This is a genomic window from Cupriavidus sp. MEYA8, assembly GCF_059278825.1.
In genome coordinates this window covers 2,309,034-2,320,657 of record NZ_CM181221.1, presented here as the reverse complement: position 1 = coordinate 2,320,657, position 11,624 = coordinate 2,309,034, and the positions used below count along the sequence as shown (strand labels likewise).

Below are 11,624 nucleotides of genomic sequence, written 5' to 3'. Positions count from 1 at the left end.
GGCTGCGCCGTAGCGACTCTAGGGAGCGGAGAATGCGGCTGCCATCAGCTATTTCGGATTTTTGCCGGGCGCGACCATGCCGGCCATGCCAGAAGCTGCAGCCGGCTCATGCGTGCCGGCTGCAATGGCGAAGTCGGAAATATCTGGGCCGCGTCAGAGAAATTCGGGATTGATAACCGCGCGCAGCACGGTCTGTGCCTCGCTTTCGCGGGTCCGTCCAGTCAGCCACCAGATGCCTGCCTTGCGCACGCTCCAGTCCATCTCGTTGCCGGCCAGAAGCAGGCTGGCGACGCGGCCGATCCATGGCTGGTGCCCGACGACCACCACGTGCTCGGTGCGTTCGGGCCATTGCACCGCGGCCAGCACCGCGCTGACGTCGGCGCCGGGGGCCAGCTCCTCGACGATCTGCGCGTTGCCCGTCAACGCCGCCGCGGTTTCGCGGGTGCGTACGGAGGGGCTGCACAGCACGCGCGTGTCCGATGGCAGGTGCGCACGCAGCCATTTGGCGGACGCCTCCGCCTGCTTGCGGCCGCGGCGCGTCAGGGGCCGCTGCATGTCGGCATGGCGGCTCAGGCTGAGGGCGTCGGGGAGGTCTTCGGCTTCGGCGTGGCGCCAGAGGATCAGGTTCATGTCGGGTGTGGCGAGGGTGATGCTTCGAGTATGGTGAAGCTGCCCGACCAGCGCAAGCGGATGGCCTGGTGCCACGAATTGCCGTAAACGAAGTCGGGCCGCCCGTCGGGCAGCCCGCAAGTGTGTCCGGGCGCGGTGTCAGCTCCATGACAGCGCGTCGGCAACGCCCCGGAATTCACTTGTACGGCGGGAGCGGCGGGCTCCGGGCCGTGCGAAGACTCAGGACTTGTGGCGGAAGTTGATGCGGCCCTTGGTCAGGTCGTAGGGCGACATTTCCAGGGTGACGCGGTCGCCGGCCAGGATGCGGATGCGGTGCTTCTGCATCTTGCCCGAAGCGTATGCCCAGATTTCCACGCCGTTTTCCAGCGTGACACGATAGCGGTTGTCGGGCAGGGCTTCCGACACCACGCCGCCAAATTCAATGAGTTCTTCCTTAGCCAATCTGCTTTCCTTTTCGGCAGCCCGCGAAGGCTGCATGGTTGCGTTATCAAAAATTCCGGTCCGGTTCGTCCGGCCCGAGGGCACGGCGCGAACCGGCGCACATTCGCCAGGCTGGCGAACCGCGCCAATGAAGTCGTTCGGGGCAGGCGCACGCGGACGATGCCGCGCGGCGCCACGCGTGGCGCCAGATACTCGATCCATGCCGGTCGCGCCCCGGCCAGGCGGGCACGGATTGCCTGGCGTGGACACTGCCGGTGACGGCCTGGGTGGCCGTTCGCTACGCGGAGCAGGGCGGGCAGGTGTACCCGGTGGTTCGCCAGTTCTGGTGTCGCCGCGGATGGCCGCGCCGGCTGCTGCTGAGCGCTCGCGAGAGCGCGCTGGTGAGAACGCCCGGTTACAGGGATGCACGGACACCCAGGGGCTACTTGCTCTCATATTGTATCACGTACGCAGTTGCAGCATTGCCCCTGCGAACATGGGGAAGCCGTGGGACAACTGCGCATTGTGCAGTGCATGGTCCATGCGATGTCAGGTGATGTATGAAGCGCTTTGCGTATCCGGCATGCCTTGGTATTTGCCTCGTATGAGCTAGAACTAACTCGTACGGCCGCCGGGAGTCAGCGGGGCCGGAATCTCGCAAGGAGACTGCCATGGAACTCCATCTGGACTCGCACCGCTTCGTCCGCTGCACTCCGGACTGGCGGGCCGCCGTGGTGGCCGGGCTGATCGCCGGTGCAGTGTATATGGTGCTTGAGCTGCTGACGGCGCGCTTCCTGATGTACCAGGGCGCCTGGGGCACGGTGAAGATGGTGGCGGCCATTATCCTCGGCCGCGAAGCGCTTTCCGCCGATGCCTTCAACTGGACCGTGGTGCTGTCGGCCGGCACGGTTCATTTTGCGCTGTCGATCATACTTTCGGCAGTGCTGGCGATGATCCTGTCCTCATTCCGTCTCGATTCCAGCATGGGGTTGGCGTCGCTGGTCGGCATCGTGTTCGGCGTGGTGGTCTACCTGGTCAATTTTTATGTGTTCGGCAGCTATTTCAACTGGTTCGACGAGGCGCGCGGGTGGGAAAGCCTGTTCGCCCACGCACTGTTCGGGCTGGTCGCGGCGGATGTGTACGTGAATCTCGAGCGGCGCCGCGGCGATTCCACCGGCCCGCAGCAGGCATGAGATGGCCGGCCTGGTGCCGAGGCGCCGGCCTATCTCCAACCGATGGCGCCTCCGGCTAGCCCATCTGGTTGATATGACGTTTGGCACCCCCGCACTACGCTAGAGGCAAACGACCATAGCGGCCGCCGCCAACGTGCCTTGCGGACGGCTACACCGGAGTGCCCATGCGGGTCGCAATCGTCAGTACCGAGACAACCGGGCTCACGCCAGTGGACGAGCCTGTCAGCATCGGCCTGCTGCTTGTCGAAGTAGCGCCGAGGGCGGGCAGTCTCGTGCGCGAAATCACTGACTACTACGGTTCGCAGGAGCCCACCGTGCCGATCAGCGAGGCCGCTACCGGCATGCACGGCCTGACCGCCGAAATGCTGCGCGGGCAGCGCTTCGATGTCGGTGCGATCCGTGCCATCGTCGAGGATGCTGACGTGCTGGTCGCCCATGGGGCCGAATTCAATGTGCGCATGCTGGAAAAGGTGCTGCCCGAGGTACAGCGCAAGCATTGGCGCTGCTCGGTGCGCCAGGTGCGCTGGTCCCAGTATTTCCATGCTCCCAACCACAAGCTCGATACGCTGTGCGAACACCTGCGCATCTTCCGGCCGCGACCGCAAATCGCGCTGGACGACTGCCTGGCGCTGTCCAAGCTCCTCTTCCAGCAGATGGGAGCGGTAGGGCAGGCCACGCCGATGGGCTTTCTGCTGGCGCAGCCGGACTATGTGCCGCGGACTGTCGTGCACGGCGCGGCGGCCTCCCCGGCCAATGCGGCGCCGACAGCGCCCGTATCGCCACAACGGGACGGCGGCCCGGGCTGGCAGCCTCAGGTCGACAAGCAACACGACAGTGCCAGCCGCGGCCTTGTGCTGGCGGCCGTGGTGCTGCTGCTGATCGCGGCCGCACTGCTCTGGCCCGACATGATGCCGCGGTGGTGAGCGGGGCCGACGCAGTCGCGCGGGGGCGGGCAGAAAAGAAAAACGGCCTGGACATTGCTGTCCAGGCCGTGTTCCTTGAAGCCAAACTTAAAACTGGTCGGGGCGACATGATTCGAACATGCGACCCTCTGATCCCAAATCAGATGCGCTACCAGGCTGCGCTACGCCCCGAAGCCGAGCATTGTAGCGCGCGCCGGCAGGGCCGGTCAATCTGGCGTATCCGGCACATCGCGGTGCGCGAGCCGTCCCGCGGGCGCGCTCCCCCTTTTGGCGGGGGACACTTTGGCTTGACTTGGGTTTGCGCGCTGCGATAATCCGCACACCGCTCTTAGTCCGACCGGCGTGATGTCGGGAATGCCGGTTTGCAGATTCCTTCCGGACTGGCCTGATCACCATAACAAGAACGGCGCTCCCTGTCCTGGCGAGCGCCTCGGCGCGTTGGCTTTGCCGCTGGCAACGCCACGGCGGCCCGACACAGGATATGCGGCAATCGATGAAAACGGTCCGGCACAGGACCGGCATAAAAAGGGGAAAGGCGGCGCCTGGCGGGGCGCCGTTGGTCGCCTTGGACGGGAATGAAGATGTTTCAGTCGCATATTGTGGTGCTCATCGCAGGGCTGTTTGCCGTGCAGATGGCGGTGGTTTGCGTCGTATTGCGTCGATCCGCGGGCATGGGCCGCAGTGGCCTGACGTCATGGGCACTGGGCAATGCCGCCGCGGCGATCGGCTCGGTGCTGGCTGCGGTGCAGGACGCGCGCCCCGCGTGGCTGGTGCCGGACGCAACCGATCTCGCGTTGCTGGCTGCGTTCGCCTTGATGGCGATCGGGGCGCGTCATTTTGCTGGTCGCTCCGGCAAGACCGGGCTCCTACTGGGAACCTGCCTGGCTGCCGCTGTCGGCGTGGCATGGCAGTTGGTGGCAGCCGGCATCCCCGATGCGCCGCTGGCAGGGCTGCAGATGGCGCCGCTGCTGACGGCATGCCATATCGGCTTGCTGCTCGACGTGACCCGCAGCATCGGCCCATCGGTGCGGACTTCCCGCGGCGTCGGGCGCCTGGCTGCTGCTTCGCTGGTGCTGATTGCCCTTGCCGTGGCCGCGACCAATGCATGGACCATGGCCTTGCCGGTTGCCGCGCTGGTGCAGGGCGGCGCCTGGCCGCGGCCATTGCCGTGGGACGGCGAACTGGCCATGCTCAACGTCTTTGCGCTGGTTGGCCTCTCGGTCAGCTTTGCGCTGATGGCGCATGACCGGTTGCGGCGCATGCTGGAGCGGCGCGCGCGGCATGACGACCTGACCGACGTGCTGCTGCGCGGCGCCTTCTGGGAAGCGCTGGAGCAAGCCTGCCTGCAGGCCGAGCGCCAGCGCAAGCCGTTGACCGTGGCCTTTGTGGACCTGGACCACTTCAAGGCGATCAACGATGTCTACGGCCACCTGGCCGGCGACAGCGTGCTGCGCCACTTCGCCGGGCTGCTGCGGCGTACCAGCGGCCCGTACGACGTGCTCGGGCGACTCGGCGGCGAAGAGTTTGCCATCGTCATGCCCGATACCGTGATGGAAAATGGCCGGCTGGCCTGCATGCGGCTGGCGACCGCCGTGCGCGCGAGCCCTTGTCCTTCCCAGCCGGATGCAATCGCTTACACCGTCAGCATCGGCCTTGCCACGCGCAACCCCGGGGAGGGCGCCGACGCGCTGATGCGCCGCGCCGACCGCGCCTTGTATGACGCCAAGCTCAAAGGCCGCAACGGCGTATCGATGCACCCGGTTGCCGGCAACCATGCGTCGGCGGCGGGCCGCTACGTCACCCGCGCGAACGAGCGCCTGGCTTCCTGAACGCCTCCGATCCGCACTGCGGGCCGGCGCTGCGGTAGAATGCACGCCTTCGCGTCCTTAGCTCAGTTGGATAGAGCACTCGCCTTCTAAGCGAGCGGTCAGAGGTTCGAATCCTCTAGGACGCGCCAAGCACGTTTTGCGGCCGATCGCCTGCATGCTCCGGTCACCGGCGTGGCCCCGGGAAATGCCGTTCCGGCCATTTGCCGTGTGCCACCGCGCCTTGCCTTACTTGTGCCGTAGGTCAATCACTGTCGGCTTCCCTTCGATCGTGTCGAAGATAGCGGAAACCGACTCGCCTTCCTTGAAGTTCTTCAACGAAGCAGGGTCCTTGACCGGGAACGCCATGGTCATGGCCTGCATCCCGAGGTTCTCGATCGGCCCATGCTTGAGCGTGACCTTCCCGGCCCGCGCATCAATCTTTTTGATTTCGGCCGCAACGGCGCGTGGGGCTTGCCGGGTTGCGGCAGGCGTCTTCATGTCCATGCTGTCCATCGAGCCGGCAGCAAATGCGACCGGCGTGGCAGCAAGGGCCAGGGCGGCAGCGAACGTCTTGACGTGGTTCATTTCGGGTCCTCCTGAAGTGAGGGATTGGGGGAAAGAGAAGAAGCCGCCTTCGCGTGACGGCGGCGCAGTAACAAGTAGACGGCCGGTACCACGAACATCGATAGCAGCGGGGCGGTCACCATGCCGCCGACCATGGGGGCCGCAATACGCTGCATGACCTCGGAGCCGGTGCCGTGCGACCACATGATGGGAACCAGGCCAGCCAGGATGACGGCGACGGTCATCGCCTTGGGGCGAACGCGCAGGACTGCACCTTCCTGGATCGCATCCAGCAAATCCGTGACGCCGGTCTCTCCGTTCTTGATGCGCTCGGCCCATGCCTGCTTCAGGTAGAGCAGCATGATCACGCCGAACTCCGCCGCGACGCCAGCCAGCGCGATAAACCCGACAATGCCGGCCACGGACAGGTTGTAGCCGAGCAGATAAAGCAGCCAGAATCCACCGATCAGGGCGAGCGGCAGGGTGCCCATGATCAGGATCGCCTCATCCAGGCGGCCGAATACCAGGTAGAGCAGCACGAAGATGATCAGCAGCGTGAACGGTACCACGACCTTCAGCCTGCCGGTGGCGCGCTCCAGGTACTCGAACTGGCCCGACCAGCTCAGCGAGTAGCCCGCGGGCATCGGCACCGCCTTTGCCACCGCGGCCTGCATGTCGTGCACGGCGGAACGCAGGTCGCGTCCGCGAATGTCGACATAGATCCAGCCGGACAGGCGCGCATTCTCGCTGCGCAGCATCGGCGGGCCCTGCACGACTTCAACGCGGGCCACGTCGGACAGCATGATCTGCAACCCCTTGTCGGTCACGATGGGGAGGCTTCGCAATTGCTCGATGGAATCGCGGTAGTCGCGCGGATACCGGACGTTGATCGGAAAGCGCGCCAGTCCGTCGACCACTTCGCCGACATTCTCGCCACCGATCGCGGATGACACGATGCCTTGCACGTCCTCGATATTGAGGCCATACCGGCCCGCGGCCCTGCGGTCGATATCGACGTCGATATAGCGGCCGCCGGTAAGGCGTTCGGCCAGCGCGGAGGTGACGCCCGGGACGTTCTTGACGGCTTCCTCGATGCGGGTGGCCAGCCGGTCGATCTCCATCAGGTCCGTGCCGGCCACCTTGATGCCGACCGGGCTCTTGATCCCCGTGGCGAGCATGTCGATCCGGTTGCGAATCGGCGGCACCCAGATGTTCGACAAGCCCGGCACCTTCACCACGCGATCCAGTTCCTCCACCAGCTTGTCGGTGGTCATGCCCGCACGCCACTGATCGCGTGGCTTGAACCGGATGGTGGTCTCGAACATCTCGATGGGAGCCGGATCGGTGGCGGTATCGGCGCGGCCGGCCTTGCCGAACACGGTCGCAACCTCGGGCACGGTCTTGATCAGGCGGTCGGTCTGTTGCAGCAGCTGCGCCGCCTTGCCGGCGGAGAGCCCGGGCAACGCCGAAGGCATGTACAGCAGGTCTCCTTCATCGAGAGGCGGCATGAACTCGCCACCGATGCGCATGATCGGCCAGGCGCTCGCTACCAGCAGCAGCGCCGCGATTGCCAGTGTGATCTTCGGATGCGAGAGCACCCTGGCGAGCAATGGCTGGTAGCCACGGATCAGCCACCGGTTGAGCGGATTGGCCTGTTCCAGTGGAATCTTGCCGCGGATCATGTAACCCATCAGCACCGGCACCAGCGTGATCGACAAGCCCGCGGCGGCGGCCATCGAGTAGGTCTTTGTAAACGCCAGCGGCGAGAAGAGCCGCCCCTCTTGCGCTTCAAGCGTGAATACCGGGATAAACGAGAGCGTGATGATCAGTAGCGAGAAGAACAGGGCCGGACCGACTTCCGCAGCGGAATCGCCGACGATGCGCCATCGCTCCTGTGCGGACAGTTCCCCTCCCGGGTTGTCGGCGTGCCAGTGCTCCAGGTGCTTGTGCGCATTCTCGATCATCACCACCGCCGCATCGACCATCGCGCCAATGGCGATGGCGATGCCGCCAAGGGACATGATGTTGGCGTTCACGCCCTGATAGCGCATGACCAGGAACGCAGCCAGCACGCCGAGCGGCAGCGAGACAATGGCGACCAGGGCCGAGCGCAGGTGAAACAGGAACACCAGGCAGACCAGCGCCACCACGATGAATTCCTCGATGAGCTTGGCCGTCAGGTTATCCACGGCGCGATGGATAAGCGCCGAGCGATCGTAGGTGGTCACGATCTCCACGCCCTTTGGCAGGCTCGTCTGCAGGGCGGCAAGCCTGGCCTTGACCGCGTCGATGGTCTCCAGTGCATTCTTGCCGGATCGCATCACGATGACGCCGCCCGCGACTTCGCCCTGGCCATCGAGCTCGGCAATGCCGCGCCGCATCTCGGGGCCGAACTGAACGGTGGCCACGTCGCCGAGCCGTACCGGGATGCCGGCCTCGCTGGTTACCAGCGGGATCTGGCGGAAGTCATCGAGCGTCTTCAGGTAGCCACTGGCCCGCACCATGTACTCGGCTTCTCCCAGCTCCAGCACGGACCCTCCGGTTTCCTGGTTCGCACCCTTGAGCGCCGCCAGCACCCTGGCCTGCGATAGGCCATGGGCACGCAGCCGGTCTGGCATCAGCACGATCTGGTACTGCCTGACCATCCCGCCCAGCGACGCGACCTCGGCCACATTGGGCAGCGATTTGAGCTCGAAGCGCAGGAACCAGTCCTGCATGGCGCGCAACTGGCTGAGGTCGTGCTGCCCGGTCTTGTCGATGAGGGCGTACTCGTAGATCCAGCCCACGCCGGTCGCGTCGGGCCCAAGCGCCGGCCTGGCGGCGGCGGGGAGCCGGGATTGCACCTGGTTCAGGTATTCCAGCACGCGCGAGCGCGCCCAGTAGAGGTCCGTCCCATCCTCGAACAGCACGTAGACGAAGGAATCGCCGAAGAACGAATAGCCGCGTACGGTCCTGGCGCCGGGCACGGACAGCATCGTCGTGGTCAGCGGATAGGTGACCTGGTTCTCCACGATCTGTGGTGCCTGGCCGGGGAGCGGCGTACGGATGATCACCTGTACGTCGGACAGGTCCGGCAATGCGTCGAGCGGCGTACTGCGCACGGCCCACAAGCCCCAGGCGGTGAGCATGGCGGTGGCCAGCAGGACCAGGAAGCGATTCCGGATGGAAGCAAGGATGAGCCGCGCAATCATGGCCTGGCTCCCTGTGCAGAGCTGGCGGGCTCCACCGACGACAGGATCGCCGCGCCTTCGTTGTTCACGCGGAAGCGGAAGCGGATGCGGTCACCTGGCTTGAAGCCCTTCGCCATGCCTGTCGGCGGTGCGGCAAAGTCCATGGTCATGGCGCCCCACTGCATCGACTGGATCGGGCCGTGGGAAATCGTCATGCCTTCAGCGCTCACCGCCTCCACACGCCCGACGCCTTCGTGCTCCGGCCCTGCGGCCGCGGCGGCGGGTGCCGAAGCGGCTGGCGCTGCCGTCATGCGCTGCGCGGTACCGCGCAGGCTGGCTTCGGAGTCGATCAGGAACTGGCCGGATACCACGACCTTCTGTCCGGCCTTGAGGCCCTCGATCACTTCGGTCTGTCCGCCGGCCTCGGCACCTGTCTTGACCTCGACGGGACTGAAGCCACCCTGGCCGGCTTCCACTATGGCAAGCGTGCGCGTCCCGGTGCGGATCAGCGACTCGGTCGGGACAAGCAGCCGGTCCGGTCCGGGCGGGGCACCAAAGCGGGCAGTCACGAACATGCCAGGCAGCAACTGACGGTCCTTGTTCTGCAACTCAATCCGTACCTTGATCGTCCGGGTGCCTGGGTTGATGTCCGGAAGGATGGCGTCGACCTTGCCAGTCAGCGCTTGTCCGGGCAGCGCTGCCGCGATTGCCGACAAGGCTTGTCCGGGCCGTAGCTGCGCGGCCTGGCTCTCTGGCACTTCGGCCAGCACCCATACCGTGGCCAGGCTGGCAATGCGAAAGAGCGTCGTGCCGGGGGACACCGTCATGCCCTCGCGCGCGCCGATCTCGGTGACGATGCCGTCTGCGGGACTTGCAACGGTGAGCCGCGGCTGCAGCTTGCCGGTGTCCTGCACCAGGCGGATGTGGCTGTCGGCCATGCCGGCCTGCCGCATGCGGGCAATGGCGGCTTCGCGCAAATCGCCCTGCAGGTTACCGCTCATGCGGGCCACGGCCAGGTACTCCTCTTGCGCGGCGACCCAGTCAGGCGAGTAGATCTGCGCCAGTGGCTGGCCTTTACGGACCGGGTCCAGCGTCGTCCTGGCATAGGTGTGCTCGACGAACCCGGTCGTACGGGCCTGCAGCACTTCGATGCCGCGTTCGTCGATCGCGACATTCCCTGGAACTTCCAGTGCGGATGCCAGGCGACCCAGCTTGACTTCCGCGGTTCGAATGCCGAGGCTTTGGCTGACACGGCTATCGATGGTGACAGCCGCGCCGCCACCGGCGTCTTCGTACACGGGCGACAGCGCCATATCCATGAATGGCGACTTGCCAGGCTTGTCAAAGCGCTGGCCCGGCACCATCGGGTCATGCCAATAGAGGATGCGCTTGCCGTTTCGGGGATCGATATCCCCGGCCTTCAGGCTCGCATCGCCAGGGTCGCCCGCGGGCGTCGTCGACGCGGCCGTATGCTGGCGTCCCTGTTGCTGGCCGAGGTAGTAGGCACCGGCGACGCTCGCCACCACAGCGAGGGTTGCTCCTGCCCGTGCAATCGTGGTCCTTTTCATTGCTGGACTCCTTGCGGAAACATGGCTTGTGCGGCAGTCGGCAAAGGCATCAGGAAAGCGAGCTCGGCCCAGAGCCTGGCGGTAGCTGCCTCCAGCTTGAGCCGCTCGAGCGAGAGGTCGAGCGCCTTGCGGCTGGCCTCGGCCACCGCTGTCAGGCTGCCGGCGCCGGCGCGATAGGCGCTCAGGGCCGCCTCGGTCTGCGCCTTCGCCAATGGCAAGGTGGCATTTCGATAGCGCTCCAGGCGCGAGCGGCCGAGTTGCAGTTCGGCCTGCTTGCCGCGGAGCTGTCCAATCACGCCGCGGCGTACCGATTCGGCTTGCGCCCGTGCGGCATTGGCCTGCGCGAGCCTGGAGGCCAGTTCGCGATCCTGGCGATTCTTCTGGTCCCACGGCACCGGCAGCGAAACATTCAGCGACACCATGTTCGAATAGGCGGGACCGCGCTGGCTGTACATCAGTTCGACGCTGACGTCCGGAACCTTGCTCTCGCGCGCGAAGCGGCTTTCCGCGTCGGCCACGCCGACCTGGGCCTCCGCGGCGGCAACCTCTGGCAGTTGCGTGGCGCCGGCAGCGTCGAGCGTATCGAGCCAGGCCGGCGCATCGAGCGCGGGGCGCTCGGTCAGCGGCAGTTCCGCAGCGTCGCCGACCCACCGGCGCAGCATCGCCCGGGACGAAGCGAACGCGGCGCGGGCTTCGTCTTCGCGATCCTGCAGTCGCTGCCATTCAATCTCGGCCGCCAGGATATCGGCACGCGAACCGCGGTTGCCGCGATAGGCGGCCTGTGCCGCATCCACCAGCAGCTTGATCGACTGCGACTGTTCGGTGAGCACGCCGTATGCGCGCTCGGCATACCAGCGCTCGAGCCATGCCGTGGCGGCGCCGCGCTGCACGGCGGCCAGCGCCACCGTGCGTTGGGCCTCGGCCGAAGACGCTTCGGCCTCGAAGCGCTCGGCGCGGGCCTGGCGCTTCGCCGCGCGCGTGAATTCCTGCATGACGCTGATCGACCTCATGGTCATCGAATCCGTGCCAAGCGAGAACCGGTCAGGGCCATTCGCCGGCACGTTGTTGACGCCGACCTTCAGCACCGGGTCCGGCAACTGCTTGCCGGCTACTGCCATCTCAATGGCTGACTGGACCGCCGACCGCGATGTCTCGGCATCCGTCGAACGCGACGATGCGCGTGCGACCGCTTCTTGCAGGGAGAGCGCGGCCAGGGATTCCGCCCGTGCCGGATGGACAATGGCAAGCAGCGTGATGGCGAGCACCAGCCGGCGCCCGCACATGGTGGGGAAACGCAAATGCATAAAGCCTCCGCAAAGCAACGACCGCCCTGACGCCTATGGCTCAG

The 11,624-nt window shown here is 66.0% G+C and carries 9 protein-coding genes and 2 tRNA genes; 4 read left to right on the top strand and 7 right to left on the bottom strand.

Going from position 1 to position 11,624, the window contains the following annotated elements; genetic code table 11:
- Positions 1-153: 153 nt before the first annotated feature.
- Positions 154-630 carry a SixA phosphatase family protein gene (locus tag AC5WJ1_RS10710; RefSeq protein WP_133096132.1) on the bottom strand — a complete coding sequence of 159 codons (477 nt, stop codon included), beginning with the start codon at positions 628-630 and terminating at the stop codon, positions 154-156.
- Positions 631-849: 219 nt separating this feature from the next.
- The gene (gene infA, locus AC5WJ1_RS10705; protein WP_008641674.1) at positions 850-1,071 is read right to left on the bottom strand and encodes a translation initiation factor IF-1; all 222 of its coding nucleotides are present in this window, start codon (positions 1,069-1,071) and stop codon (positions 850-852) included.
- Between the two features lie 650 nt (positions 1,072-1,721).
- Between infA and AC5WJ1_RS10700 the strand changes: the two genes are divergently transcribed.
- Both AC5WJ1_RS10700 and AC5WJ1_RS10695 read left to right on the top strand, forming a co-directional pair.
- Complete coding sequence (locus tag AC5WJ1_RS10700; RefSeq protein WP_135705529.1) at positions 1,722-2,243, top strand: hypothetical protein; 522 nt, start codon at positions 1,722-1,724, stop codon at positions 2,241-2,243.
- Positions 2,244-2,407: 164 nt separating this feature from the next.
- Complete coding sequence (locus AC5WJ1_RS10695; RefSeq protein ID WP_133096107.1) at positions 2,408-3,166, top strand: exonuclease domain-containing protein; 759 nt, start codon at positions 2,408-2,410, stop codon at positions 3,164-3,166.
- Between the two features lie 94 nt (positions 3,167-3,260).
- Here AC5WJ1_RS10695 and AC5WJ1_RS10690 read toward each other — a convergent pair.
- A tRNA-Pro gene (locus tag AC5WJ1_RS10690) sits at positions 3,261-3,337 on the bottom strand.
- A gap of 410 nt (positions 3,338-3,747) precedes the next feature.
- On the opposite strand from AC5WJ1_RS10690, the gene AC5WJ1_RS10685 reads away from it, so the two are divergent.
- Both AC5WJ1_RS10685 and AC5WJ1_RS10680 read left to right on the top strand, forming a co-directional pair.
- Complete coding sequence (locus tag AC5WJ1_RS10685) at positions 3,748-4,995, top strand: GGDEF domain-containing protein (RefSeq protein WP_494476072.1); 1,248 nt, start codon at positions 3,748-3,750, stop codon at positions 4,993-4,995.
- Positions 4,996-5,046: 51 nt separating this feature from the next.
- A tRNA-Arg gene (locus AC5WJ1_RS10680) sits at positions 5,047-5,123 on the top strand.
- 97 nt (positions 5,124-5,220) lie between these two features.
- Here AC5WJ1_RS10680 and AC5WJ1_RS10675 read toward each other — a convergent pair.
- From AC5WJ1_RS10675 to AC5WJ1_RS10660, 4 genes are read right to left on the bottom strand one after another with little or no spacing between them, the layout of a single operon-like run.
- The gene (locus AC5WJ1_RS10675) at positions 5,221-5,559 is read right to left on the bottom strand and encodes a copper-binding protein (RefSeq protein ID WP_135705528.1); all 339 of its coding nucleotides are present in this window, start codon (positions 5,557-5,559) and stop codon (positions 5,221-5,223) included.
- Positions 5,556-8,729, bottom strand: a complete 3,174-nt coding sequence (locus AC5WJ1_RS10670; RefSeq protein ID WP_494476071.1) for an efflux RND transporter permease subunit — start codon at positions 8,727-8,729, stop codon at positions 5,556-5,558. Before AC5WJ1_RS10670 ends, AC5WJ1_RS10675 begins: the two co-directional genes overlap by 4 nt.
- Positions 8,726-10,276 carry an efflux RND transporter periplasmic adaptor subunit gene (locus tag AC5WJ1_RS10665; RefSeq protein ID WP_135705526.1) on the bottom strand — a complete coding sequence of 517 codons (1,551 nt, stop codon included), beginning with the start codon at positions 10,274-10,276 and terminating at the stop codon, positions 8,726-8,728. Before AC5WJ1_RS10665 ends, AC5WJ1_RS10670 begins: the two co-directional genes overlap by 4 nt.
- Entirely contained in the window at positions 10,273-11,580 is a 1,308-nt protein-coding gene (locus tag AC5WJ1_RS10660) for a TolC family protein (protein ID WP_494476070.1), read from the bottom strand. The genes AC5WJ1_RS10665 and AC5WJ1_RS10660 overlap by 4 nt, the downstream gene beginning before the upstream one ends.
- Positions 11,581-11,624: the final 44 nt, after the last annotated feature.

What these genes read in the sequence shown, in the direction of transcription:
- AC5WJ1_RS10695 (WP_133096107.1), top strand. Translation starts at nt 2,408, where the DNA reads ATGCGGGTCGCAATCGTCAGTACCGAGACAACCGGGCTCACGCCAGTG.
- AC5WJ1_RS10670 (WP_494476071.1), bottom strand. Translation starts at nt 8,729, where the DNA reads ATGATTGCGCGGCTCATCCTTGCTTCCATCCGGAATCGCTTCCTGGTC.
- AC5WJ1_RS10660 (WP_494476070.1), bottom strand. Translation starts at nt 11,580, where the DNA reads ATGCATTTGCGTTTCCCCACCATGTGCGGGCGCCGGCTGGTGCTCGCC.
- AC5WJ1_RS10665 (WP_135705526.1), bottom strand. Translation starts at nt 10,276, where the DNA reads ATGAAAAGGACCACGATTGCACGGGCAGGAGCAACCCTCGCTGTGGTG.
- AC5WJ1_RS10710 (WP_133096132.1), bottom strand. Translation starts at nt 630, where the DNA reads ATGAACCTGATCCTCTGGCGCCACGCCGAAGCCGAAGACCTCCCCGAC.
- AC5WJ1_RS10685 (WP_494476072.1), top strand. Translation starts at nt 3,748, where the DNA reads ATGTTTCAGTCGCATATTGTGGTGCTCATCGCAGGGCTGTTTGCCGTG.
- AC5WJ1_RS10675 (WP_135705528.1), bottom strand. Translation starts at nt 5,559, where the DNA reads ATGAACCACGTCAAGACGTTCGCTGCCGCCCTGGCCCTTGCTGCCACG.
- AC5WJ1_RS10700 (WP_135705529.1), top strand. Translation starts at nt 1,722, where the DNA reads ATGGAACTCCATCTGGACTCGCACCGCTTCGTCCGCTGCACTCCGGAC.